Origin of the sequence: Streptomyces vietnamensis (assembly GCF_000830005.1) — a bacterium.
GTDB lineage: Bacteria > Actinomycetota > Actinomycetes > Streptomycetales > Streptomycetaceae > Streptomyces > Streptomyces vietnamensis.
The window spans coordinates 5,415,102-5,439,598 of the sequence record NZ_CP010407.1 but is presented as its reverse complement, the minus strand read 5'-3'; the positions used below and the strand labels follow the sequence as shown (position 1 = coordinate 5,439,598).

General features: G+C 68.8%; 19 protein-coding genes. 8 read left to right on the top strand and 11 right to left on the bottom strand.

Going from position 1 to position 24,497, the window contains the following annotated elements; all coding sequences use genetic code 11:
- Positions 1-21: 21 nt before the first annotated feature.
- The 6 genes from SVTN_RS24605 to ychF all read right to left on the bottom strand — a co-directional run bounded on the left by SVTN_RS24605 (position 22) and on the right by ychF (position 12,446).
- The gene (locus SVTN_RS24605) at positions 22-2,172 is read right to left on the bottom strand and encodes an AIPR family protein (RefSeq protein ID WP_041131050.1); all 2,151 of its coding nucleotides are present in this window, start codon (positions 2,170-2,172) and stop codon (positions 22-24) included.
- Positions 2,173-2,230: 58 nt separating this feature from the next.
- On the bottom strand, positions 2,231-3,742 hold the full coding sequence (locus SVTN_RS24600) for an HsdM family class I SAM-dependent methyltransferase (RefSeq protein WP_041131049.1): 1,512 nt from the start codon (positions 3,740-3,742) through the stop codon (positions 2,231-2,233).
- Between the two features lie 131 nt (positions 3,743-3,873).
- Complete coding sequence (locus SVTN_RS24595) at positions 3,874-5,520, bottom strand: type I restriction-modification system subunit M (protein ID WP_078908790.1); 1,647 nt, start codon at positions 5,518-5,520, stop codon at positions 3,874-3,876.
- A gap of 5 nt (positions 5,521-5,525) precedes the next feature.
- On the bottom strand, positions 5,526-7,067 hold the full coding sequence (locus SVTN_RS42345; protein ID WP_078908479.1) for a restriction endonuclease subunit S: 1,542 nt from the start codon (positions 7,065-7,067) through the stop codon (positions 5,526-5,528).
- Positions 7,064-10,747, bottom strand: a complete 3,684-nt coding sequence (locus SVTN_RS24580) for a DEAD/DEAH box helicase family protein (protein ID WP_041131046.1) — start codon at positions 10,745-10,747, stop codon at positions 7,064-7,066. Before SVTN_RS24580 ends, SVTN_RS42345 begins: the two co-directional genes overlap by 4 nt.
- Positions 10,748-11,357: 610 nt before the next feature.
- Positions 11,358-12,446 (bottom strand): redox-regulated ATPase YchF, encoded by a 1,089-nt coding sequence (ychF, locus tag SVTN_RS24575; protein ID WP_041131045.1) that lies wholly within the window; start codon positions 12,444-12,446, stop codon positions 11,358-11,360.
- Positions 12,447-12,608: 162 nt separating this feature from the next.
- On the opposite strand from ychF, the gene SVTN_RS24570 reads away from it, so the two are divergent.
- Entirely contained in the window at positions 12,609-13,316 is a 708-nt protein-coding gene (locus SVTN_RS24570; protein WP_078908478.1) for a DUF6542 domain-containing protein, read from the top strand.
- A 9-nt stretch (positions 13,317-13,325) separates the two neighbouring features.
- Here SVTN_RS24570 and ppgK read toward each other — a convergent pair whose 3' ends face one another.
- Both ppgK and SVTN_RS24560 read right to left on the bottom strand, forming a co-directional pair.
- On the bottom strand, positions 13,326-14,069 hold the full coding sequence (ppgK, locus tag SVTN_RS24565; RefSeq protein WP_041131044.1) for a polyphosphate--glucose phosphotransferase: 744 nt from the start codon (positions 14,067-14,069) through the stop codon (positions 13,326-13,328).
- A gap of 30 nt (positions 14,070-14,099) precedes the next feature.
- Complete coding sequence (locus SVTN_RS24560) at positions 14,100-15,131, bottom strand: 4-hydroxy-3-methylbut-2-enyl diphosphate reductase (protein WP_078908477.1); 1,032 nt, start codon at positions 15,129-15,131, stop codon at positions 14,100-14,102.
- A gap of 54 nt (positions 15,132-15,185) precedes the next feature.
- Between SVTN_RS24560 and SVTN_RS24555 the strand changes: the two genes are divergently transcribed.
- From SVTN_RS24555 to SVTN_RS24540, 5 genes are all read left to right on the top strand, one after another.
- A complete protein-coding gene (locus SVTN_RS24555; protein ID WP_041131043.1) occupies positions 15,186-16,547 on the top strand; it encodes an APC family permease in 1,362 nt (453 codons plus the stop codon).
- 237 nt (positions 16,548-16,784) lie between these two features.
- Positions 16,785-18,002 carry an exodeoxyribonuclease VII large subunit gene (gene xseA / locus SVTN_RS24550; protein ID WP_041131042.1) on the top strand — a complete coding sequence of 406 codons (1,218 nt, stop codon included), beginning with the start codon at positions 16,785-16,787 and terminating at the stop codon, positions 18,000-18,002.
- A 42-nt stretch (positions 18,003-18,044) separates the two neighbouring features.
- Positions 18,045-18,293, top strand: a complete 249-nt coding sequence (locus SVTN_RS24545) for an exodeoxyribonuclease VII small subunit (protein WP_041131041.1) — start codon at positions 18,045-18,047, stop codon at positions 18,291-18,293.
- A 25-nt stretch (positions 18,294-18,318) separates the two neighbouring features.
- Positions 18,319-18,513: a hypothetical protein gene (locus SVTN_RS45135; protein ID WP_218922685.1), complete on the top strand. Its 195-nt coding sequence runs from the start codon at positions 18,319-18,321 to the stop codon at positions 18,511-18,513.
- A 127-nt stretch (positions 18,514-18,640) separates the two neighbouring features.
- A complete protein-coding gene (locus SVTN_RS24540; protein ID WP_041131040.1) occupies positions 18,641-19,231 on the top strand; it encodes a malonic semialdehyde reductase in 591 nt (196 codons plus the stop codon).
- A 73-nt stretch (positions 19,232-19,304) separates the two neighbouring features.
- Here SVTN_RS24540 and SVTN_RS24535 read toward each other — a convergent pair whose 3' ends face one another.
- Positions 19,305-19,838 (bottom strand): DUF4245 domain-containing protein, encoded by a 534-nt coding sequence (locus SVTN_RS24535; protein WP_174518284.1) that lies wholly within the window; start codon positions 19,836-19,838, stop codon positions 19,305-19,307.
- A 117-nt stretch (positions 19,839-19,955) separates the two neighbouring features.
- On the opposite strand from SVTN_RS24535, the gene glpX reads away from it, so the two are divergent.
- Positions 19,956-20,990, top strand: coding sequence for a class II fructose-bisphosphatase (glpX, locus tag SVTN_RS24530; RefSeq protein ID WP_041131039.1), 1,035 nt, complete (start codon positions 19,956-19,958; stop codon positions 20,988-20,990).
- Between the two features lie 92 nt (positions 20,991-21,082).
- Here the strand turns inward: glpX and SVTN_RS24525 are convergent, their stop codons facing one another.
- Positions 21,083-21,454 (bottom strand): WhiB family transcriptional regulator, encoded by a 372-nt coding sequence (locus SVTN_RS24525; protein WP_078908476.1) that lies wholly within the window; start codon positions 21,452-21,454, stop codon positions 21,083-21,085.
- Positions 21,455-21,676: 222 nt separating this feature from the next.
- Complete coding sequence (locus tag SVTN_RS24520; RefSeq protein ID WP_041131037.1) at positions 21,677-22,396, bottom strand: DUF1707 SHOCT-like domain-containing protein; 720 nt, start codon at positions 22,394-22,396, stop codon at positions 21,677-21,679.
- 324 nt (positions 22,397-22,720) lie between these two features.
- Here SVTN_RS24520 and SVTN_RS24515 point away from each other — a divergent pair, with 324 nt between their 5' ends.
- Entirely contained in the window at positions 22,721-24,391 is a 1,671-nt protein-coding gene (locus SVTN_RS24515; RefSeq protein ID WP_041134213.1) for a fumarate hydratase, read from the top strand.
- The last annotated feature ends 106 nt before the right edge of the window (positions 24,392-24,497 follow it).

Genomic DNA, 24,497 nt, shown 5'->3' with positions numbered 1-24,497 from the left:
TTAGTCGGTGCCAACCAGCCCCTACACCTCAAGGTTTGTCAGGAGGCGTTCGGCGAGTTCGGCAAGGGTTTCGCCATCCTGGGTCATCCAGCGGGCGGTGCCCTGGTTGGAAACCGGTCGTCCCTCCCAGCCGGCTAGTTCCCACATGCGGGAAACCAGGCCGCTGGGCGAGTAGCGCTGGCGGTCGTACTCCCAGATGAGGGCCTTGCCGGTCTCCCCTGTCCACGAGGCACGCGAGCGGCTCTCATCTGCTGCGAGCCAAGTGTCCAGTGCTTCTTGCTCGGCTGGTACGTAGAGGTTTAGGCGAAGGGGTGCGCCTTCCGGGAGTGCCCCTTGGTTCACGATGACGTGGACCGAGTTGGGGCGGCGCGGCTTGCGGGGCCGCTCTTCCTTGCGGAGGTACGGGGACACGTCCTGTGTCTGGCCTCCTGCGGACAGCACGTCCAGGACATCGCTCACGAGCGCTGCGCACTCCGCGTCGTCGATGCACACTCGCTTGAGGTCCGAGCGGGTTCCGTGCCGGGAGTCCAGTACGCCGAGCATCACGGGTACGGTGCGCTCCAACAGTTCGGGGATCCGGTCGCTTGCCTTGACGAACCAGGTGGCGGTGGGGTCTGCGGGGTCAGGCTCGCCCATGCCCGCGTCTTCTGCGAGCAGTTGGCGGAAGACGAGGTGGGTGAGGAGGAAAGCTCCGTCGTCGATGATGGCGGCTCCCCTCTTCTCGTACTCGTCGCGCACGATACGTAGGGCTTTGCGGGTCTCGCGGAGGACGCGTACGGCGTTCCAGACCTCGAAGACTCCAGGTACGGAACGGAACAGCGGGTCGTAGATGGATCCGCTGCCTCGCTGCCATATCACGTCGGTGGAGTCGGCCGCCACCAGCCGGGCCGTGAAGCGGCTGGCGAAGTGTGCGCAGGCCAGAGCACACGCGGCCTCGACGACGGAGCAACCCTCGTCCCCCTGGGGCTCCAGTTCGCCTCGACGGACGCTGTACACCAGGTCCAGTTCGGCCCGGAACTCCTCGATCAGGACGGCCTGCACGGGGTCCAGGGCGATGCGGTCGCGGTCGGTGATGTGGTTCTGCCGGTTGGTGGCCTGGGTGGTGCGCTGGGCGAAGTCGGTGTCCCCGCCCGTGACGATGATGCGGACCCCGACCTCGGCCGACTCCGCCTGCTCCTCCTCTTTCGCCGCGTCTATGACGGCCCGTACGGTCTGCGCCCCGTTCACCACGCTCGCACCGTGCGCGGTGAGGCGGAGCGGGAGACGTTCCGGCTGCTTCTTGGATCCCTTCTCGATCTCCAAGGAGTCGCACAGAATGGTGATGCCGTTATTGAAGTACCAGAAGTTGGCGGGCTCTTCGATGAGCGTCTCCACCAGCTCGCTGTTGATGGGTGTCAGTCCGAGCGGGTTGCGGATGTTGTGGTCGAAGAGTCGGTTGCCGTACTCCGCCCATTCCACGATCTGCTCGGCCTGCACCACGCCTTGGTAGGCCTGTTGGTCGGAGGGCGAGCATGCGAACCATGGAGACATCGTCACTTCGAGGGTGATCGGCTCAGGCCTCTGATCGTCACGGGCTCGCGCGTAGATCTCCGGCGAGTGGATCACACGGTGGAAGATGTGAGTTCCGTCATGGTTGAAGTCCTTCTCCCCGTTCTCGATGGCCTGGCGTACCCCTGGGGCGAGTTCCTTCGTGCCCATGAGGACGATCACCTGGGTCACCTTGGTCAGGTCCGAGCCCAGCAGCGACTTGGCCTGCTCGGCCAGGACGCGGCCGCGCGGATTGAACTGGCGGGATTCCCCCGCGTCAATCAGGGTCAGTCCCGAGAACAGTTTGAGGACTGCGGTTTCATCGGCTTTGGCAGTGCCGGTCTCGCTCCACTTGGACTGGACTAGGTAGATGTGCGCGGCGTCCTGGTCAACGGCGATCGCGTCGATTCCTTGGTCGTTGCCGCCGTCGATGACGCAGGCCGCCGCCTCGGCGGGCGTCCAGTCGGTCACCATGCGCACGGCATGCGCGGCGAGGGCACGGGATCGCCGCGCGATGACGAGGTCGTCCGGCCTGCGGTTGCCGAAGTCGCTCATGTCGAGGAGGCCGCCGTACGTCGCGTCGAGGAAGTTAGCGACTTGGCGGACCTGGGTGGGAACCTCGGGGCGGCGCGGAGGGGTGCTCATGGTTCTCCCGTGCGGGGCTGTCAAGAGTATGGGGCGTGGGGAACTCGGAGGGTGCGTGTCACTGGCCGGGGGCGAGTGAGTCCACGACGGCCTGGAAGCTGCTGCTCGCGTTGTTCAGTTCGGCGACGATGGAGGCCGCGATGTCGCGTGGGGAACCAAGGTCCTGCTGGTCTTCGGTGAGGTTGGCCCAGAGCTCCAGGCTGGTGCTGGGGCGGGCCAGAAGATCGGCTACGGGGTACTGCTTGAACTGGCGTGACGGGATACGGCTGCTGTGGTCGGGGTCGTCCGGGCGGTAGGCGGCGAGGAAGTCGGACAGGTCGTCCTCGGTGAGCGGGTTGCCGGTGTCCGTGCGGTGGTTGCCGGTGCGGGCGTCGTAGACCCACAGGGCGCGCGTGGCGGGCTCGCCGCTGGGGCGAGGGGCGGACTTGGTGAAAAAGAGGATGTTCGCCTTGGAGTTGGTGCCCCGGAAGATGCCGGTGGGCAGACGCAGCAGAGTGTGCACGTCGCAGTTGAGGAGCAGATTGCGGCGTACGGTGGCCGCGGCGCCCTTACCGAATAGCACGCTGTCGGGGGCGAAGACGGCGGCTCGCGCACCTTGCGGCAAGGTGATGGCGATGTGCTGGAGGAAGTTGGTGGGAAGGTCCGCCTTGGGCGCCCAGAAGTCGTCGCGGTGGGTGGTGTCAACAGCCGCGTCGGTGCTCTTGAAGGGTGGGTTGCACAGAGCCACGGTCGCGGCGACATCCCGATCCTGCCGCTGAATGGCCCTTGCCCTGCGGGAGAGGGAGTCCGAACGCTGTATCGGGGGAATCCCCGCGAACAGCCGGCGGGTGTTGAGGAGCACATTCATGGTGGCGAGACGGCACATCTGGGGATCGATGTCGGCTCCCGCGATGGCGGAGTCGTCCACCTTGGTGCCGTGGCCCTCCATTTCCCGATGGGCGGCGATCAGCGTGCTGCCAATGCCGCAGGCCGGGTCGATGATCCGGTCGTCCGGGGTGAGGGCGAGGGCCTTGGCGACCACGGCGAGGAGCGGCGGTGGGGTCAGGAACTGCCCAGTCTCGCGCTTCTTGAGCATGTCGTCGTAGCAGTCGGAGAGAAGTTGGGCGAAGGCCCGTCCGAGCTCGCCGTCGGGGACCTGGGCCCAACGGTACGGGTTGATCTCCTCGGTGATGAGCTGCCGCAGCTCGCTCATCCGGTCGATGTTCCACGGCTGTGCGTCATGGAAGAGGACACTGGCGGTGGTGCGACGCTGGTTGTCCGGGGTTGGCGTGCCGAGCGTGCGCATGGTGCGGGCCAGGTAGCTGTGGAGGTCTTCGCCGCCGCGTTCGACCAGGTGCGGCCAGGTGTCGATCGATGGCGCGACCGGACGGGAGGCGAACTTGCCGGGCCGGTTTGCGCGTTCGTGGTCGAGCTTGAGGAAGAGCAGGTAGGCGATGTGCTCAGCGAACTCGATCTTTGTCAGGGCCCGGGTGCTGGTCTTGTCGTTGTAGAACGCCCACCAGCGGCGGACGATCGATTCGGCGGTCCAGTGCCTCTCAAGCTGCCCACTCTGCGGCGGAATCCCCGACATCCCACTCATGCTTCCGGACCCAGTACTGCCCCGCCCCGTACCCATACCGTTCTGCTTCCCTCCGCTGTCACCCGAGTTCGGGCCACGGCCGGTTGCCTCCCGGCCCGAACTCGGGTGGCGGAAGGACGGGCCTACCCCGCGCGGGCTTCCCCTGCTTCATCGCTGTCGTCGTCGGTGGTGCTGGTCGCTCCCGTTCCCGTGCCCCTCTCCGGGGCTGCCTCCTTCTTCAGGGCCTGGGCAACGAGGGTGAACTCGGCCAAAGCGGCCTCCAGTTCACCCACGATCTCCTGGGCGATCACGTCAGGCGACGCGAGGGCCGTATGTGTGGAGTCCGTTCCCGCTCGGAGGACGGTCAGGTCGAGATTCACCTTGTCACGAGTGATCAGTTCTTCGTAATCGTAAGCCTGGAAGCGATCAGTGGGCTTGCGAGCGGAGAAATCGGTGCCGCCCGAGTGGAAGGCGGCGACGAAGTCGTCCAGGTGCTCGCGGCGCAGCTGCCGCTGCTTGAGGGTGAACCGCTGGTCGGTGCGGAAGTCGTAGACCCACAGCTGCCTGGTGCCGGGGCGGCCTCCGGTGCGCTGGCCGGTCTTGTCGAAGAACAGGACATTGGCCTTGACACCGTTGGCGTAGAAGATGCCGGTGGGCAGGCGCAGCAGCGTGTGCACATCGCACAGGTTCAGCAGGTTGCGGCGGATCGTCTCGCCGGCACCTGACTCGAAGAGCACGTTGTCGGGGAGGACGACGGCTGCCCGGCCGTTGGTCTTCAGCAAGTTGTAGATGTGCTGGACGAAGTTGAGCTGTTTGTTGGTGGTCTGGGTCCAGAAGTCCTTGCGGGCGGTGTACGCCTCCCCCGTCACTGAGCCAACGCCGAAGGGCGGGTTGGCGAAGACGATGTCGTAGAACCGCGAGGGAGACTTCGCCAGGGAGTCCTGCACGGTGATCAGTGGCTTGGCCTCGGATGTGCCGATGTTGTGCAGCAGCATGTTCATCAGCGCCAGACGGGCGGTCTCCCGGACCAGCTCGTAGCCAGTGATCGCGCCGGTTTGCAGCTTGCGGCCCTCATCACCGTAGAGCTGTTCCTGGTAGTGCTGATTGAGGTGGGCATGGGCGGCGATGAGAAAGCCGCCCGTTCCGCAGGCTGGGTCGGTGATGGTCTCGCCGACCTGGGGCCGGACACAGTCGACCATGGCGTCGATGACAGGGCGGGGAGTGAAGTACTGGCCGGCGCCGGTCTTGCGGTCCTCGGCGCCGCGCTGCAGCAGGCCCTCGTACGCGTCGCCCTTCAGGTCCTGGTCCTCGGTGGTCCAGCGGTACGGGTTGATCAGATCCTTGATCAGCCGCTCCAGGACGGCCGGTTCGTGGATCTTGTTGCTTGACTTCGCGAAGACTTCGCCGAGCATGGTGCCGCCGCGCGAACCGAGGTCCTTGAGGACGAACTCGTAGTGATCGAGCAACGCGTCACCTGAGCGCGTGGTCAGGCTTGCCCAGTCCCAGCCCGGAGGAACGAGAGGCTCCTCCGGCAAGTTGCGGCAGAACTTGGCCGGGCGGTTGGCCCGCTCGTCCGCCATCTTCAGGAAGAGGAGGTACGTGAGCTGCTCGACGTAATCGAGAGTGGAGACCCCGGAGTGGCGCAGGAGCTCGCAGTACGACCAGAGTCGGTTGACAAGAGTGCTGGTCGACTCGACCGCGGTCGCCCTGGACGTGGTCTGAGGCCCCAGGGGAACGGTTCCCTGGGGCGACTCCTGTGCCGAGGTGGTGACGGGCTTGTCGGTGCTCATGGTGCTCACAGGGGTAGTTCTCCCTGACCGGGATTGCCGGTCGACTTGCTGGTGCGCGGGGCGCGGCGGCGCGTGCTCCTCGTGCTGGCGGCGGAGCGCTGAGCGCGGATGCGGTCGAGCAGTACGGAAGCGGGCTCGTCGGTGGGGTCCTGGGGGACAAGGGTGCCAGTGAAGGCGGCGTGCAGGAGAGCGGCTCTTAGGTCGGCAACCTGTGCAAGGGACGCCTTCGCTGTCTGCCGAAAGACTTCGGCTTGTTCCACGTAGTTCTCGATGAGCTGGACCAGATCGTCTTGCTCATCACGTGGAGGAACAGGGACAGGGAGCAGCTTTATCTTGCGAAGGCTGATCGACGCGAGGTTCACTGTCTGCTTGCCATTGCGGTCGCACCAGGACTTCCCGAAACTGTTCGCATGCCATGCGAGGAGTAGAGGTGAAAGAACATCACCAATTACACGGGCTCGGAAGACATGATTCTGGTGAATGCAGTCATCGATTTGCGCCTCCCAGATCCATCCCCGGCCGAGCTTGTCACGGTCTCCTCCCTCGTTGAGGAGTACGTCTCCCGGGACCAGCCGGAGAGATTCGGCCTTAGCAGGGGGTACCCGGATAGTTTCTACTCTGTCCAGTATGAGCCGACCGCGTTGCACATTAGCTACGCGAAGATAGGGGACTTCGACGTAGTCCGGATCGCCCTGTTTCTTGCTGTCCTTGGTGATTCCACCGACGACGGCTGCGATCTCACCAAGTCGCCTCCAAGTCCATCCGACAGGAAGATCAGGGAGTTCGCCGTCGTCTGAGTCTGCAGGTGAAATATCGGTAGGGAATCGATCAGTGTGACTCAGGCCACCGCTGGTTCCCAGGGCGAGGATCTGTTCCATGAAGAGGTCGCACTTACTTAGGGCTGCCTGAACGGAGCGCTCACCGGCCTTGACGCGAGTCAGCTGCTCGTCCAGTTTTGCGACGATGCGGCGCTGCTCGGCGAGCGGCGGAACAAGGATTTCGAACGCTTGCAGCCACGGAACTTCGAGGGAAGCGACGGTTGTTCCCTGCTTTCGGCACTGGGTGAGAATTCGATGCTCGCTCGCCTTGATCGCTGCCGCCAGCCAACGTGCGTCGATTCCATCGTGTGGCGCGATCGCCTTCATGTCCTGGTTGAGGGTCACTTCGAAGGGGACGTAAGCGACTGGGACTTTGCGTTCGAGAATTCCAGAACGGACGACGAAGGTAACCGAACCGGCCGGGATTAGCTTGAGGTTGGTTTCTTTGATGGCTGATTCGTGAATAAAATCTTGCGTGCCGGAGAGGACTGCCTCCCCCATGTCCTTGGGGGATAGCCAGGGGATCGTCCCATCTGACCAGTAGTGCGGGTTCCGCTTCGACGGAGTGCTTCCGCCGAACCATTCGCCAAGTTCACCGAGCGTCGCGCGAGCCCAACCATTAGGAAGGTCCGACTCGCCTCCGCCGCCCACCATTCCGGAATTCCCGCCGCCGGAGGCCACGCCCCCGATTTCCCTAATTTCCGCGACGTCCACGGCGGTCCCCGTCACGCGCTCAGCTCCCTGTCGAGTTCGTCGATGATGTGTTCTGCCTGCCGTTCGCCGAATTCGGCGAGGAAGCCGTCCGTACCGTTACGGGCGGCAAACGGGGCATAGTCGAGGTCGGCGGTGTCGAAGCGTACACGTTCGATCGTGGCGGCTGCGATGTGGTCGAGCCACCAGCGCTGACGGTCGCTGAAACGGACGCCTGCCTGATGTTGGCGGGTGAGCCAGGCCGCGTAGCGTTCGCGGACGCGTTCCTCGTGCGGAATCGGTTGGGGGGCGCCGCGTTCGGCTCCGCCGGCGAGTTCGTAGCGGAGCAGAGCGAGGAGGTCGGCCGCGGTCCGGCGCGTCTGAGCACCACGTAGTGCGGCCTCGCCGACCTGCTCGTAGGCGGTCCACAGGCGGTCCGGGGTCCAGGCGCGTGGGGGACGGGCGATGGCACGGGCCACGTTCTGCAAGTGTCGCAGGGCGTCAGCCGGTGGGGTGTCGGAGCCGGCGTTGAAGGCGATGGCGAGGGCGGCGATTTCGTCGCGGTTGGCATCGATGTACTGCCGCCAGCTGGTGACGACATCCCGGGAGGCCGCCTCGTTCTCCACCACCGCACCTGCGGTGACCAGCTCGTCTCGGCTGGTCTCGTCGTAGAGGATGTCCTTTGCGCGACGCATCTCGAGTAGCCGGGCACGCAGCTTCGGGGCAGCAGCGAGGGGCTGGACGGCGTGGTCGATGAGCGCCCGCACCTCCCGCTCGGGGTCGCGGCCGGTCAGGTGGGCGGCGTCCCGTACCTTCTGCTGGTCGTCGGCCGAGACCGCGCGGACCATGCCGTGAATGATCCCCTTGAGGGGGCGGCCGCCGGTAAGCTGCTCGATCTCGCCGCGCTCCTCAGGGGTCATCTGGATGTCGAGCTTGGCAAGGCGGGCGGCGAGGGTGGAGACCTCTTCCTCCTCGATGGTGCCGGCCCCGGCCTTCCGCAGCAGCTTCTCCAAACTGACCTGCTTCTCGGTGTGGCGCTCCAGAGGGGCCGCGTCGACCTTCTTCTTCTGCGTGACGCCCACCGCGTCGACGATGACGAAGCGGGTCTTTGGGCCGACGCCGGGCGTCACCTTCTCGAACTCGGTGAGGGAGAGGGTGCGGGCGCCGCGGCCCTTCATCTGCTCGAAGTATGCCCAGCTCTTCACGTCACGCAGGAAGAGCAGGCATTCCAAGGGCTTGACGTCGGTACCGGTGGCGATCATGTCGACGGTGACGGCGATCCGCAGCTGAGGCAGGTTACGGAAGTCCGCCAGGCGCTCATCAGCCTTCTTCGCCGCGTGGGTGATCTTGGCGCAGAAGTCGTTGCCCTTGCCGAAGACGTCACGGACGACTTCGACGATCTCTTCGGCATGGTTGTCGTTCTTCGCGAAGATCAGGGTCTTGGGGACGTACATCTCGTCCCACAGCAGCTCACCATTGGAACCGTCGCGCTTGCCGCGCTCGGGGAAGATCTCGGTGAAGAGCCGCTCTCGGAAGGTGCGGATCACGGTGCGCAGCTGGTCCTTGCTGATGACGCCCACACCGACTTGGTTCGCGCCGTACTCGACGTCCTCGTCGAGGTCCTCGTAGCGCTGGCGTCGGGTGCGCCGGTCTCGGACCGGGATGGTGCCCTGGGCGATGACACCGCCCTCGGCCGTTATACGGGTGCCGATCTCGTACACGGAGAAGTCGACGTTGACACCGTCGGCGACGGCCTCCTGGTAGGTGTACTCGCTGACCAGGTTGCCGTTGAAATAGCCGAAGGTCTGCGCGACCGGAGTGGCGGTGAGGCCCACGATAGGCGCGTCGAAGTACTCCAGGACCGAGCGCCACTTGCCGTAGATGGAGCGGTGGCACTCGTCGACCACGATCAGGTCGAAGGACTCCGGCGGGATGTCCGGGTTGTAGCCAACCTCGACCGGGCCGGGAATATCGTAGGCCCGTTCTCCCTCGGCGTCTTCCACGAGGGCGCCCGTCGGGCGTTCGCCGGTCAGTTCCATGTACAGGCGTTGGACGGTGGACACGACCACCTTGGACGACGGCTTCATGCCTTCGGCGCCGAGCCGCTGGACGTGGTAGAGGTCGGCGAACTTGCGGGCACCGTCGGGGGTGATGAAGTTCTCGAACTCGGCGACTGCCTGGTCGCCCAGGTTGTTGCGGTCGACGAGGAAGAGGACTCGCTCGGCGCGCGCATGCTTCAGCATCCGGTACGAGAAGGTCACCGCAGTGAAGGTCTTGCCAGCGCCGGTGGCCATCTGCACCAGAGAACGGGATTGACCCATGCCCTGCTGGCCCCGGCCGAGGGCTACCGAGTCCTCGACCCCGCGGACAGCGGAGATCTGCGCAGGGCGCAGCGGGCGCTCGTCCAGTTCGGGCATGCGCCAGCGGAGACGGGCGCGGTAGCTCGGGGCCTGTGGGTCTTCGTCGGCCTGGCGGATCCAGCGGGCCAGGGTGCGTGGCTGGTGGAAGGAGAAGAGCCGGCGGGTACGGGAGTCGGGGTCGAGGGTGCTGCGGAAGCGGGTCTCACCGCCGTCGCTCACGTAACGGAACGGCAGGGGTTCCTCTCGCCTCCAAGCGAGCATGCGCTGCTGGGCGTCGGTGGGGTGGTCGGCGTACCGGTCGGCCTGAGCCTCGGCAGCGGACAGGTCGGCTCCTTCGCGCTTGGCCTCGATGACACCGACCAGCTTGCGGTCCACGTACAGCGCGTAGTCGGCCCGGCCGCGTGCTGTCGTGGTCTCGCGGACGGCGACGCCGTTGCCCCGGTGGTCGCCCTGATGCCAAAGGTTCTGCTCCGCGATGTCCTGGACCTGCCAGCCCGCCTCGGTGAGCATCTGGTCGAGGCGGGCGCGAACCTGTACCTCGGTGAGGGGCTCGCGGGCGGCCGCTTCGGCGTTGTCGAGGAGGCGGGCGCGCTCCGCGACGGCGGCGGAGGCCGCCGAGCTGTCGGTGGCTTCGGCCCGGCGCTGCCGTGCGTAGTCGGCCTCCTGGGCCGCTTCGACGTGCTTCAGCTGCTCCTGGAGCGCAGCGATCGAACGGGCGAGACCCTCTTGTTCGGCGCGAGCCGCGGAGAGCTCACGTTCGGCGGCGGCCCGAGCCGCCTGTTCGGCCTCCGCCTTGGACGCCTGGTCCTGGTAAGTGAGTCGGGCCTCTTCGAGGGCCTTGCGGGCCTGGGCCACCTCATCGCGCAGACGTTGGTTGCGTGCGGCCGGCGTACGGGCCGGGTCCGGGGGTACGAATGCGATCTGCTCGCGCGAGCCAGTCAGCAGGCGGTGGTACCAGACTCCGAGCCTGAAGCAGGATCGCAGGGCCCGGAATGCGTCGTCGGAGTTGTCGTGGTCACCATGGTTGGCGTCGTTGCCGAAGGCGCGGACCTCGTGGAAGGCGGCCCCGACGTTTCCGTGCAGGTACCCCTCCGTGTCGAGGGCCTTCAGCCGCTCGAACTGTGTGGTGCCCGCGTTCCTGATCCGCGCCCTGCGGACCAGGTCCGCCGCGAGCGTCTCACCGAACTGCCTCGACTTGATCAAGGAAGTATTGGGGTCGCTGAAGACGTAACTCTCGGCTGCTGCCCCGTAGGCCACGAGCAGGGGAGTATGCGGCAGCAGAAAACCGAAGTTCCGCGACTGCTGGGCCAGCCTGGCCAGTTTGGCGTCCTGGGTGCCGGGCGAGCCGACCGCACTCATACTGTGTCACCACTTTCTGGGGCGGGTGAGCCGCGTCGCGCGACTTGATCGCCGTACGACCCTACTTTGGGATGTTCGAAGTCGGATCGGTTTTTGCGTGTACCGAAGCGCGGACTTTCCGGGGTCTGGAGACGGACGTGGGTACGTTGAGGACTGACACCTACGTATGCTCGTAGTGACGCCAGGCGGTCAAGCCGCACATGTCCGTCACTGCCCCCCTTCGGCTCGCACCGTCGAACAAATCCGCAGTTCAGAGCCGCACATGTGGCCAGCTGCGGTATGTCGCCGCTGTCCAGAAGTCGAATCTATGGCCAACTGCGTGACCACTTCACAGGCGGTGCCCACGACGCCACGGCCGACGACAGTGCTGCGGATGCCCCCGCCGTTCCTGCGGACCTACAACGCCTTGTCCTCGGTGAGCGACGCTGTCGGTCAGGTCCCCAACGTGATGAGTCTGGTCCACTCCATAAGCTACTCAGGCCCCGAGCTGCTGCCAGGCACCTCTGAGGGCGGGTTGAAAGACTGACGGGGCTAAGGAACATTCGTCCCAGCCCCGTCAGCCACTTGTACCTTTGAACTGAACTCCACCACATAACCGACGTGGTGGAGTTCAGACGTTGAAGCGGAACTCCACGACGTCGCCGTCCTGCATGACGTACTCCTTGCCCTCCATGCGGGCCTTGCCGGCGGCGCGGGCGTCGGCGACCGAGCCCGTTTCGACGAGGTCGGCGAAGGAGATGACCTCGGCCTTGATGAAGCCCTTCTGGAAGTCGGTGTGGATGACACCGGCCGCCTCGGGGGCCGTCGCGCCCTGCTTGATCGTCCAGGCGCGGGATTCCTTCGGGCCGGCCGTCAGGTAGGTCTGGAGGCCGAGGGTGGCGAAGCCGACGCGGGCGAGGGTGGCGAGGCCGGGCTCCTCGGCGCCGACGGACTGGAGGAGCTCCATGGCGTCCTCCTCGTCGAGCTCGGCGAGGTCCGCCTCCAGCTTGGCGTTGAGGAAGATCGCCTCGGCCGGGGCGACCAGGGCGCTCTGCTCGGCCTTGAAGGCCTCGTCCGTCAGCTCGTCCTCGTCCACGTTGAAGACGTACAGGAACGGCTTCGTGGTGAGGAGGTGGAGGTCGTGCAGGAGCTCCGCCTTCTCCGAGCCCTGGACGATGCCCTGCGAGAAGAGGGTGTCGCCCTTCTCCAGGATCGCCTGGGCGGCCTCGACGGCGGCGACCTTGGGCGCCGTGTCCTTCTTGATCCGCATCTCCTTCTGGAGGCGCGGCAGGACCTTCTCGATCGTCTGGAGGTCCGCGAGGATCAGCTCCGTGTTGATCGTCTCGATGTCGTCCTTCGGCGAGACCTTGCCGTCGACGTGGACGACGTTCTCGTCCTTGAAGGCACGGATGACCTGGCAGATCGCGTCCGACTCGCGGATGTTCGCGAGGAACTTGTTGCCCAGGCCCTCGCCCTCGCTCGCGCCGCGCACGATGCCCGCGATGTCGACGAAGTCGACCGTCGCCGGGAGGATGCGCTGGGAGCCGAAGATCTCCGCGAGCTTGGTCAGGCGGGGGTCGGGGACACCGACGACGCCGACGTTGGGCTCGATCGTGGCGAACGGGTAGTTGGCCGCCAGCACGTCGTTCTTGGTCAGGGCGTTGAACAGGGTCGACTTGCCGACATTCGGCAGACCGACGATTCCGATCGTGAGCGACACGGTGGCGACTTCCTGAAGGTGTGGATGGTGGGCCGATCCCCCAGTTTACGGGCGGGCCGAACCGGCCAGCGACGCCGACCTTCGGTCGATCTCGGGGGCAAGGTCACCCAAAGGGCGTGTCCCGGACCCGGTTCCCGCCCTCTTCCGACCTACGTTGGTCGGGTGGAGCAGCACAGGACAAGTCAGCCGCAAGGCCGCCGAAGGCCGCAGACCCCCGCCACGCCGCCGGTCGCACCGCCCGGCGCGCTCGTGGAGGGCGCGGCCGTCTACCGCGTGACCGGCCGGTCCGGGCGCGCCCCCGGTCGCGCCCGCGTGGAGCGGGCCGGGGCGGCGGCCGCCCCCGGAGCCCCGGCCGGTCGCCCGTCCGGGCGGCCCGCCGGGCGCCGGCCCGTGCCGCCCGTCGTCCTCGCCCTGCGCCGGCTCCCCTCGCCCCGCCTCACCGGGCTCGGCGCCGGGCTCTTCGCCTCCGCCGTCATGCTCGCCCTCGGCCTGCTCGACCAGCTGCTCCTCGACGGCTCCCCCGTCGTCTACGGTCTGCTGTTCCTGCCGGTCAGCGCCCTGACCGCGCTCTGGGTCCGCACCGCCGACCTCGTCACCGCCCCGATCGGCGTCCCCATCGCCTTCGCCGTCGGCGTCGTCCCCGTCGCGGGCGGCACGGGCGGCTTCGGCGGCCAGGCCATGGCCGTCGTGACCGCCCTCGCCGTGCACGCCGGGTGGCTGTACGGCGGAACCCTCGTCGCCGGCCTCATCGCGAGCGTCCGCAAGGTGCGGGACATGGGGCGCCGGCATCAGCGCACCGCGCCCCGTCCGGGGGCGGGCGAGGGCTCGGGCGGGCGGGCGCCCGCCGCAGGACGCCGGCCCGTCGTGTAAGCCGGATCCTCAGGCCGTCGCCGCCGCCATCCCCGCCCCCACGATCCCCGCGTTGTTCTGGAGTTCCGCCGGGACGATCTCCGCGCGGATGCCCTCGATCAGCGGCAGGAACTTGTCCGCCTTGCGGCTCACGCCGCCGCCGATGATGAACAGCTGCGGCGAGAAGAGCATCTCCACGTGCGCGAGGTACTTGCGCAGCCGCCGGGTCGCCCAGTGCTCCCAGGTGAGGTCCTCGTCCTCCTTGGCCTTCGTCGAGGCGCGGGTCTCCGCGTCGTGGCCCTTGAGCTCCAGGTGGCCCAGCTCGGTGTTGGGGACGAGCCGGCCGTCGACGAAGAGGGCCGAGCCGATGCCCGTGCCGAGGGTCAGCAGGATCACCGTGCCCTTGCGGCCCCGGCCCGCGCCGAAGGTCACCTCCGCTACCCCGGCCGCGTCCGCGTCGTTCAGGACGGTCACCGGGAGCCCGCCGAGGCGGTCGCTCAGCAGGGTGCCGGCGTCGACGCCGATCCAGGACTTGTCGACGTTGGCGGCCGTACGAATGGTGGAGCCGGTCACGACGCCCGGGAAGGTGACCCCCACCGGTCCCGTCCAGCCGAAGTGCTCCACGACCTCCGCGACGCGGCCCGCCACACCGTCGGGTGTGGCGGGCTGCGGGGTCAGTACCTTGTGGCGCTCCTCGGCGAGCGTGCCGCGCTCCAGGTCCACGGGGGCGCCCTTGATGCCCGAGCCGCCGATGTCCACTCCGAAGACGTTCATGGACCCAACGTTACGGGCCGGGGCGCTGCGTCACTCGTTTTCGAGCAGGGCCGCCGCCTCGGCCCGCAGGTCCTTGTTGCGGAGCTCCTTGGGCAGCGAGAAGGTCAGGGACTCGTCCGCCGTCTTGACGATCTCCACGTCCGCGTAGCCGCGCTCGGCGAGCCACTCCAGGACCTCCTGCACCAGGACGTCCGGGACGGAGGCGCCGGAGGAGAGGCCGACGCTGGTGACGCCCTCCAGCCAGGCCTCGTCGATCTCGCTGGCGAAGTCGACCAGGTACGCGGCGGGGACGCCGGCCTGCTTGGCGACCTCGACCATGCGGATCGAGTTGGAGGAGTTCTTCGAGCCGACGACGATCACCAGCTCGGCCTGGCCGGCGAGCTCCTTGATGGCGGTCTGGCGGTTCTGCGTGGCGTAGCAGATGTCGTCGGACGGCGGGGAGATCAGCTGCGGGAACTTCTCCTTGAGCGCGTCGACCGTCTCCATCGTCTCGTCGACCGAGAGCGTGGTCTGGGAGAGCCAGACGACCCGGGAGGGGTCGCGGACCTCGACCTTGGCCACGTCCTCCGGGCCGTCGACCAGCTGGATGTGGTCGGGGGCCTCGCCGGAGGTGCCGATGACCTCCTCGTGGCCCTCGTGGCCGATGAGGAGGATGTCGAAGTCGTCCTTGGCGAAGCGGACGGCTTCCTTGTGGACCTTGGTGACCAGCGGGCAGGTGGCGTCGATGGTCGCGAGCCGGCCCACGCGGGCCTCCTCGTGGACGGTCGGGGCGACGCCGTGCGCGGAGAACATCACGATGTTGCCCGGCGGCACCTCGGTCGCCTGGTCGACGAAGATCGCGCCCTTCCGCTCCAGCGTCTGGACCACGTACTTGTTGTGGACGATCTCGTGCCGGACGTAGATCGGGGCCCCGTACTGCTCCAGGGCCTTCTCCACGGCGATCACGGCACGGTCCACGCCCGCGCAGTATCCGCGGGGGGCGGCGAGCAGGACACGCTTCGGGCGGTTCGTCGCGGAGGCGGAATCGGGCGTCGGCGCGGGCGTTGCAGTCATGCGTCCCATCGTAAGGCCGCGTCGGTGAGCGGTTGGAGCGGCGCCGTGGCCGAAACTGGCGCCATGGCTGAGCAGACGCAGGTGGCGGAGCACGAGGGACTGCGTCGGAATCTCGGATTCCGCGACCTTGTCGTGTACGGACTGCTGTTCATCGCCCCCATGGCGCCGGTCGGCGTCTTCGGCACGCTCGACGCGAAGTCGCACGGGGCCGTCGCACTGGTGTACGTCGTGGCCACCGTCGCCATGGCGTTCACGGCGTTCAGCTACGCCCAGATGGTGCGGGTCGCGCCGCAGGCCGGTTCCGTCTTCACGTACGCGCGCAAGGGCCTCGGCGAAGGGCCCGGTTTCATCGCCGGGTGGATGGCGATGCTCGACTACCTGCTGATCCCGGCCGTCGCCTACCTCTTCGCGGGCATCGCGATGGAGGCGCTGGTCCCCGAGGTGGACCGGTGGGTGTGGACCGGGATCGCCGTGGTGGTCACCACCCTGCTGAACCTGTGGGGCGTACGGGCGGCGGCCCGGGTCGGCTTCGCGGTGCTCGCGATGGAGATCGTCGTCCTGCTGGTCTTCGTCGGCTCGGCGGTGGTCGTGCTCGTACGGGACGGGGCGCAGCGCGACTGGTGGTCGCCGCTCGCCGGCGACGTCTCGTTCTCGCTCGGCGCGGTGGTGGGGGCCGTGTCGGTGGCCGTCCTGTCGTACCTGGGCTTCGACGCGATCGCCTCCTTCGCGGAGGAAGTGACGGGCGGCTCGCGGAAGGTGGCGCGGGCGGTGCTGTTCTGCCTGGCGCTCGCGGGCGTCCTGTTCGTGGCCCAGACCTGGCTGGTGGCCCTCCTCCAACCGGTCTCCTCGGCCGAGCTCGCCGCCGACCCGGCCAAGCAGGGCTCGGCCTTCTACGACGCCGTGGAGGCGTCGGTCGGCACCTGGCTGCACGACCTGGTGGCCGTCTCGAAGGCGATCGGCGCGGCCTTCGCGGCGCTCGCCGGGCAGGCGGCGGGCGGCAGGCTGCTGTTCGCGATGGGCCGCGACCGGCGCCTGCCGCACCTGCTCGCCCGCACCGACGGCGGCGTCCCGCGGGTGGCGCTGCTCGTGGCGGCGACCGTGACGATGATCGCCGCCCTGTGGGCGGCGCGCCGGGACGACGGCCTCGACCACCTGGTCTCGGTGGTCGACGTCGGCGCGCTCACCGCCTTCGTCCTGCTGCACGCGAGCGTGGTGGGCTGGTTCGCCGTACGGCGGGCGGAGGGGCCGCCGCACTGGCTGAAGCACGTCGTCCTGCCGGTGGTCGGCGCGGCGATCCTGATCGCGGTGATCGTCGAGGCCTCGGCCGCCGCGCAGGTGGTGGGCGTGGTGTGGCTGGGGGTGGGCCTCGTCGTCCTCGCGGTCCAGGGCGCGGCGCGGACGTCGCCGCCGTCCCCGCGCGCGTGAGCGCGGTACGGGCCTCCACGCGCGCGTGACGCCACGCGGCGGGCGCGGTACCGGTCGCCGCACGGCGCGCGGTACGGGGTCGATGCACGGCGCGGTACGGGCCGATGCACGGCGCGGTACCGGCCGGCGCACGGCGCGGTACGGGTCGACGCGCGGGCCCGGCGCCGTACGTCCCGGGCCGCCGCGCACCGTCCGCGCGCCCCTGACGTTGTCGTACCGCGCGGTTACGCTCGGTCCATGGGTCTGACTACGTCCGCAGAAGCACCGCTTCCCGTCGGTGAGGTCTCCCGGATGATCGGGGGGTGGATCGACCGGCTCGGGGCGATCTGGGTCGAGGGGCAGATCACGCAGCTGTCGCGGCGCCCCGGCGCCGGGGTCGTCTTCCTGACGCTGCGGGATCCCTCGTACGACATCTCCATCAGCGTCACCTGCTACCGCCAGGTCTTCGACGCGGTCGCGGACGTCGTCTCCGAGGGCGCCCGGGTCGTCGTGCACGCCAAGCCCGAGTGGTACGCGCCGCGCGGGCAGCTGTCGCTGCGGGCGGCGGAGATCAAGCCGGTCGGGATCGGCGAGCTGCTCGCCCGGCTCGAACAGCTGAAGCGGAGCCTGGCCTCCGAGGGGCTTTTCGCGCTCGACCGGAAGAAGCCGCTGCCGTTCCTGCCGCGCCTCGTCGGCCTGGTCTGCGGCCGCGCCTCGGCGGCCGAGCGGGACGTCCTGGAGAACGCGCGCCGTCGCTGGCCCGCCGTCCGCTTCGAGGTGCGGAACGTCGCGGTGCAGGGCGTGAAGGCGGTCCCGCAGGTCGTCCAGGCGGTCAAGGAGCTGGACGCGCACGAGGACGTGGACGTGATCATCGTGGCCCGGGGCGGCGGCAGCGTCGAGGACCTGCTGCCGTTCTCGGACGAGCAGCTGGTCCGGGCGGTGGCCGAGTGCCGTACGCCCGTGGTGTCCGCGATCGGGCACGAGCCGGACTCGCCGCTGCTCGACCTGGTGGCCGATCTGCGCGCCTCGACGCCGACGGACGCGGCCAAGAAGGTCGTCCCGGACGTCGGCGAGGAGCTGGACCGGGTGCGCGGGCTGCGGGACCGGGCACTGCGGACCGTGCGCGGCCTCCTGGAGCGGGAGGAGCGCGGCCTTGCGCACGCGCTCGCGCGGCCCGTCATGGAGCATCCGCACCGCATGATCGAGGTCCGCGAGGACGAGCTCGCGGCGCTCCTCGCGCGGAGCCGGCGGGTCCTCGGGCACCTTCTGGACCGGGCGGACTCGGAGCTCTCGCACACGCGGGCGCGTGTCCGGGCGCTGTCGCCCGCCGCGACGCTGGAGCGGGGGTACGCGGTGCTCCAGCGGCCGGACGGGGCGGTGGTCCGCTCCCCCGAGGAGGTCGCGGAGGGCGAGGAGCTGCGGGCCAGGGTGGCCGAGGGCGAGTTCACGGTGCGGCGCGTGGCCGACCCGGCCTGAGCGTTCAGCAGAGACCGATACGTACGAAGGATGGAGCGGGAGATGGCAGCGGGTACGGACACGGGCGCGGAAGAGGCGGCCCTCGGGTACGAGCAGGCGCGGGACGAGCTGATCGAGGTCGTCCGGCGCCTCGAAGCGGGCGGGACCTCCCTGGAGGAGTCCCTCGCGCTCTGGGAGCGCGGCGAGGAGCTGGCAAAGGTGTGCCGCCTCCGCCTGGAGGGCGCGCGGGCCCGGCTCGACGCCTCACTGGCGGCGGAGCGCACGGCCGAGGCGGAGGACGAGGACGAGTAGCGCTCCGGCGCGGGCGGACCCCGGCATGAGCGGCACCCGGCGCGGGCGGATCCGGGCACGGATGGAGCCCGGCGCGGGCGGATCCGGGCACGGATGGAGCCCGGCACGGGCGGCCCCCGCCTGGACCGCGCCCCGCATGGACGGCCCCCGCCTGGACCGCGCCCCGCACGGGCAGCACCCCCTGGACGGATCCCCGCCCCGGCCACGCCCCGGCATGTAGACTCCGAGTGAAGCGGATCACTATCCGGATGGATTAGTTGAAATTTCACCAATCCTGGGCGTACTGTCGAGACATCGCTTGAACCCCGTACGAGCGACCCCCCTTTGCAGTCCGGAAGGTACGCAGCATGTCTCTCGCCCTTGACGCCGTCGCCCAGGACCTCCTCTTCCGTGAGGCCCGCACCGCCAACACGTTCACCGACGAGCCGGTGACCGACGAGCAGATCCAGGCGATCTACGACCTGGTGAAGTTCGGCCCGACCGCCTTCAACCAGTCCCCGCTGCGCGTCACCCTGGTCCGCTCCCCCGAGGCCCGCGAGCGCCTGGTGAAGCACATGGCCGAGGGCAACCAGGCCAAGACCGCCGCCGCCCCGCTGGTCGCGATCCTCTCCGCCGACAACGAGTTCCACGAGGAGCTCCCGGCCCTGCTCCCGCACTTCCCGCAGGCCAAGGACATGTTCTTCTCGGAGCGCCCGGTCCGCGAGGGCTCCGCGCTGCTGAACGCCGCCCTCCAGGCCGCGTACTTCATCGTGGGCGTCCGCGCCGCCGGCCTGGCCGCCGGCCCGATGACCGGCCTGGACTTCGCCGGCGTCCAGAAGGAGTTCCTGGACGACGACCACACCCCGCTGATGGTCGTCAACATCGGCAAGCCGGGCGAGGACGCCTGGTTCCCGCGCTCCCCGCGCCTCTCCTTCGACGAGGTCGTCACCACCGTCTGAGCCTGACGGCACACGCGAAAGGGCCCCGCACTCCACGAGTGCGGGGCCCTTCCCGTATGCCTGGAAACCCGGCTCAGGCCTTCTTCGCCTGGAGCGAGCCGGCCATCTCCGCCAGCCGCTCGAAGGAGGCCGTGCCGGCCACCACGGTCGTCGCGCCGTTCTCCGTACGGACGAGCGCGTCGTACTTCGGGCCCTCCCAGCGCTGCCAGACCCGGCCGGCCACGGTCTCGGTCTTCCCGGTGTTCTTCGCCTTGTGGGTCACCTCGGGCACGAACTTCCCCGGCTCGGCCGTCGACTGGTTCACGGCCACGTACTGGGTGTCCGGGGAGAGGAAACCGAGCTGCCAGGCGTCGGCCTTCTCCCGCTTGTACGAGACCACCGTCGCCTTCCAGCCCTCGCCGAGGCCCTCGGGGGCCAGCACCGGATACGGCGCCACCCGCTGGGCCGTGAGGAGCTCGACCCGGTAGTCCTTCGCCTGGATCGGAGCCGCGTCCTCGTCGTGCGGGATGAAGAGATACATCACGCCCGCGGCGATCATGATCACCCCGAGGGACTGGAACATCCCGCGTACCGTCTGCCTGCCTCGCATACCTGCCACGCCCACCATGGTCGCATCATGGTGCTGTGCTCATACGTGGGCCCCTCTGCTCATTTTGTCGACGTACCGATAGAGTCGCACCACCCTCTTTTTTCCGGCCGTCGCCGTACAGAAAGGTGCGTTCCGATGACCGAGCACCACCACCTTCCGCCCGAGCTTGTCGTTTCTCCCGAGGCCCCCGACCGCAACCTCGCCCTGGAGCTGGTCCGCGTCACCGAGGCCGCAGCCATGGCCGCCGGCCGCTGGGTCGGCCGAGGCGACAAGATCGGCGCGGACGGGGCGGCGGTCAACGCCATGCGGACCCTGATCTCCACCGTCTCGATGAACGGCGTCGTCGTCATCGGTGAGGGCGAGAAGGACGAAGCCCCGATGCTCTTCAACGGCGAGCGGGTCGGCGACGGCACCGGCGCCGAGGTCGACATCGCCGTCGACCCGATCGACGGCACCACGCTCAACGCCAAGGGCATGCCGAACGCGATCGCCGTCCTGGCCGCCGCCGACCGTGGCACCATGTTCGACCCGTCCGCGGTCTTCTACATGGACAAGCTGGTCACCGGCCCCGAGGCCGCCGACTTCGTCGACATCAACGCCCCCGTCTCGGTCAACATCCGCCGGGTCGCCAAGGCCAAGAACTCCTCGCCCGAGGACATCACGGTCGTCATCCTGGACCGCCCCCGTCACGAGGGCATCGTCAAGGAGATCCGCGAGACCGGCGCCCGCATCAAGTTCATCTCGGACGGCGACGTCGCCGGTTCGATCATGGCCGTCCGCGAGGGCACCGGCGTCGACATGCTCATGGGCATCGGCGGCACGCCCGAGGGCATCATCTCCGCCTGCGCCATCAAGTGCCTCGGCGGCGTGATCCAGGGCAAGCTGTGGCCGAAGGACGACGCCGAGCGCCAGAAGGCGCTGGACGCGGGCCACGACCTGGACCGCGTTCTCTCCACGAACGACCTGGTCAGCGGCGACAACGTGTTCTTCGTCGCGACCGGCATCACCGACGGCGAGCTGCTGCGCGGGGTGCGCTACCGCGCCGAGACGGCGACCACGCAGTCGCTGGTCATGCGCTCGAAGTCCGGCACGATCCGCCAGATCGACTCGACGCACCGGCTCTCGAAGCTGCGCGCGTACAGCCAGATCGACTTCGACCGCGCGAAGTAACGCTTCAGCACGACGGTACGAAGAGGGGCGCCCCCATGTGCGGTGGGGGCGCCCCTTCTCGTACGGGCGGCGGGAAGCTCTCCGCGGTCCCGTCAGCCCGCCTGGGCGATCCGCTCGGTCGCGGCCGCCTTCCGCAGCTCCACCTCACGCCGCCGGCGCCGGGCGAGGACGACGCGGCGCTCGGCCGCCGTGAGCCCGCCCCACACCCCGTACGGCTCGGGCTGGAGCAGCGCGTGCTCCCGGCACTCGACCATCACCGGACAGCGTGCGCAGACCCGCTTCGCCGCCTCCTCGCGGGCGAGTCGCGCGGCGGTCGGCTCCTTGGAGGGAGCGAAGAAGAGCCCGGCTTCGTCCCGGCGGCACACCGCCTCCGCGTGCCAAGGACCGGCCTCGTCCTCCCGGGCAGGGGCGCGCTGAGAGGGTACGGCGGCGACCTGGAGGGGCTGATGCGGCAGTTGCAGCACGGTCTACTCCTGACGACGGCTTCGCGAGCGAGCGGCGATGCACCAGCCCTACCCGCTGTGCGCGCGCCTATGCACTGCGTGCCCTGCCGTTCCGCACTGCGGATACCCGACGGCGAATTCCGGTCACCGCCGAACGGCCACCGTTGAACGGCCGCCCGGGGCGGCCGTCCCGGGCGGTCACCCGGGGCCGTCACCTCCGGACGGTCGCCCCCCGGAGCGGCGTCAGTGGCCGGGGTTCTTCTTCAGCTTGCCCTGGAGGTCGGTGATCCACTTGCCGCGCTTGGGCTTGGCCTCGACGTTCCCGAAGACCGAGTAGCCGTTGACGACGACGACCGGGGCCTGCGGGTCGACCCCTTCCAGGGTCACGACCTCGAAGTTCCCGAAGACGCCGCTGCCGCTGCCGCGCAGGCTGATGTTCTCCGGGACGCGCACCTCGACGTTCCCGAAGATGGAGGTGGCGTTGATCGTGGTCAGCCGCTGGGCGAAGATCGCCTCGGTCAGGTCGATCTCGACGTTCCCGAAGAGCGCGAAGGCGTTCGTCCGGCGGCTCACCCGCCAGCGGCCCTTGCGGGTCGTGCTGGAGAAGATCGCGACGAGGTTGTCCGCGGGCCCCTCGGGGTCGTCGGAGCCCCAGGCGAAGGCCGGTTCGGGCGCTCGGGCGGTCCGGGCGCCCGGCAGGTCGCGGACGATCGGCTCCAACTCCCCGACGGTCTTGGCCCGGTAGACCGCGTCGATCCGGTCCGAGTGCTCCTCGGCGTCGAGCCGTCCCTCGGCCAGGGCGTCCCTGAGGATGTCCGCGATCCGGTCCCGGTCCGCGTCCGAGGCCCGCAGCGAGCCCTGCGGATCGGCGAAGGCGGGCCCGGCGAGAGCGGGCTCGGCGGGGGCGACCGGACGCTGCGGCCGCGGCTGCTTCTCGGGTTCGGGCTGCTTTTCGAGGTCCACGGACTCAGCCTAGCGAAACGCGATAGATCGCGACCAGGGGGAGATCCCCGGTCCTGTCCCCTAGGGGACACGTAGGGGATGCGCAGGGGGTGCCCCCGCCGTGGGCCGACCCGTACCGCCCGACGGCCACGGTCGCGTAGCCGACCCGTACCGCCCGCCCGACCGCCACGGTCTCGTGGCGAAACACTCCACAGAGGCGCGGTCCCGGTCCCCAGTGAGCCTTACCTCACAGGATCGGGATCGCGCCCTCGTCATACGCTGGAGGGCGCGCCCGCCAACGGAGGCGGCGCGCTGCTGTCTGCCGAGTGAGGAATGGCCGCCGTCATGCCTGAGTTTGCGTACTCCGATCTGCTCCCCCTGGGAGAGGACACCACGCCCTACCGCCTGGTGACCTCCGAAGGCGTCTCCACCTTCGAGGCCGACGGCCGTACGTTCCTCAAGGTCGAGCCGGAGGCGCTGCGCAAGCTGGCCGCCGAGGCCATCCACGACATCCAGCACTTCCTGCGCCCGGCCCACCTGGCCCAGCTGCGCCGGATCATCGACGACCCGGAGGCGTCGAGCAACGACAAGTTCGTCGCGCTCGACCTCCTGAAGAACGCGAACATCGCCGCCGCCGGCGTGCTCCCCATGTGCCAGGACACCGGCACCGCGATCGTCATGGGCAAGCGCGGCCAGAACGTGCTGACCTCCGGCCGCGACGAGGAGGCCCTGTCCAAGGGCATCTACGACGCGTACACCAAGCTGAACCTCCGCTACTCGCAGATGGCCCCGGTCACCATGTGGGAGGAGAAGAACACCGGCTCGAACCTGCCCGCGCAGATCGAGCTGTACGCGACCGACGGCGGCGCGTACAAGTTCCTCTTCATGGCCAAGGGCGGCGGCTCGGCCAACAAGTCCTTCCTCTACCAGGAGACCAAGGCGGTCCTGAACGAGGCCTCCATGATGAAGTTCCTGGAGGAGAAGATCCGTTCGCTCGGCACGGCCGCCTGCCCGCCGTACCACCTGGCGATCGTCGTCGGCGGCACGAGCGCCGAGTTCGCGCTCAAGACCGCGAAGTACGCCTCCGCGCACTACCTGGACGAGCTGCCCACCGAGGGCGACGCCGCCACCGGCCACGGCTTCCGCGACAAGGAGCTGGAGGAGAAGGTCTTCGAGCTGACGCAGAAGATCGGCATCGGCGCGCAGTTCGGCGGCAAGTACTTCTGCCACGACGTCCGCGTCGTCCGCCTCCCCCGCCACGGCGCCTCGCTGCCCGTCGCGATCGCCGTCTCCTGCTCGGCCGACCGCCAGGCCGTCGCGAAGATCACCGCCGAGGGCGTCTTCCTGGAGCAGCTGGAGACCGACCCGGCGCGCTTCCTGCCGGAGACCGAGGACTCCCACCTGGACGAGGCGGGTGACGTCGTCAAGATCGACCTCAACCAGCCGATGGACGAGATCCTCGCCGAGCTGACCAAGTACCCGGTCAAGACCCGCCTCTCCCTCAGCGGCCCGCTGGTCGTGGCGCGCGACATCGCGCACGCCAAGATCAAGGAGCGCCTGGACGCGGGCGAGGAGATGCCGCAGTACCTGAAGGACCACCCGGTCTACTACGCGGGCCCCGCGAAGACCCCCGAGGGCTACGCCTCCGGCTCCTTCGGCCCGACGACGGCCGGCCGCATGGACTCGTACGTGGAGCAGTTCCAGGCCGCGGGCGGCTCGAAGGTCATGCTGGCCAAGGGCAACCGCTCCCAGCAGGTCACGGACGCGTGCGGCGCGCACGGCGGCTTCTACCTGGGCTCGATCGGCGGCCCGGCGGCGCGTCTCGCGCAGGACTGCATCAAGAAGGTCGAGGTCGTCGAGTACGAGGAGCTCGGCATGGAGGCGGTCTGGAAGATCGAGGTCGAGGACTTCCCCGCGTTCATCGTCGTCGACGACAAGGGCAACGACTTCTTCCAGAACCCGGCCCCGGAGCCGACCTTCACGCACATCCCGGTGCGCGGCCCCGGTCTCGCCTGATCCCGTAGGGCCCCCTAGAGCTCTCACGACCAGAGCTCTCACGACGCCCCCGGCCCGGAAGGGCCGGGGGCGTCGTCGATCTTCGCTCAGAAAGTCGCTACCGACC

Excerpts from the sequence above, each read along its gene's own strand:
- SVTN_RS24580 (WP_041131046.1), bottom strand. The coding sequence starts at position 10,747 with ATGAGTGCGGTCGGCTCGCCCGGCACCCAGGACGCCAAACTGGCCAGG.
- xseA (WP_041131042.1), top strand. The coding sequence starts at position 16,785 with ATGGGTCTGACTACGTCCGCAGAAGCACCGCTTCCCGTCGGTGAGGTC.
- SVTN_RS24535 (WP_174518284.1), bottom strand. The coding sequence starts at position 19,838 with ATGGTGGGCGTGGCAGGTATGCGAGGCAGGCAGACGGTACGCGGGATG.
- SVTN_RS24600 (WP_041131049.1), bottom strand. The coding sequence starts at position 3,742 with ATGTCGGGGATTCCGCCGCAGAGTGGGCAGCTTGAGAGGCACTGGACC.
- SVTN_RS24595 (WP_078908790.1), bottom strand. The coding sequence starts at position 5,520 with ATGAGCACCGACAAGCCCGTCACCACCTCGGCACAGGAGTCGCCCCAG.
- SVTN_RS24605 (WP_041131050.1), bottom strand. The coding sequence starts at position 2,172 with ATGAGCACCCCTCCGCGCCGCCCCGAGGTTCCCACCCAGGTCCGCCAA.
- SVTN_RS24560 (WP_078908477.1), bottom strand. The coding sequence starts at position 15,131 with ATGGGACGCATGACTGCAACGCCCGCGCCGACGCCCGATTCCGCCTCC.
- SVTN_RS24555 (WP_041131043.1), top strand. The coding sequence starts at position 15,186 with ATGGCTGAGCAGACGCAGGTGGCGGAGCACGAGGGACTGCGTCGGAAT.
- ppgK (WP_041131044.1), bottom strand. The coding sequence starts at position 14,069 with ATGAACGTCTTCGGAGTGGACATCGGCGGCTCGGGCATCAAGGGCGCC.
- SVTN_RS24540 (WP_041131040.1), top strand. The coding sequence starts at position 18,641 with ATGTCTCTCGCCCTTGACGCCGTCGCCCAGGACCTCCTCTTCCGTGAG.
- SVTN_RS45135 (WP_218922685.1), top strand. The coding sequence starts at position 18,319 with ATGAGCGGCACCCGGCGCGGGCGGATCCGGGCACGGATGGAGCCCGGC.
- SVTN_RS24515 (WP_041134213.1), top strand. The coding sequence starts at position 22,721 with ATGCCTGAGTTTGCGTACTCCGATCTGCTCCCCCTGGGAGAGGACACC.
- glpX (WP_041131039.1), top strand. The coding sequence starts at position 19,956 with ATGACCGAGCACCACCACCTTCCGCCCGAGCTTGTCGTTTCTCCCGAG.
- SVTN_RS24545 (WP_041131041.1), top strand. The coding sequence starts at position 18,045 with ATGGCAGCGGGTACGGACACGGGCGCGGAAGAGGCGGCCCTCGGGTAC.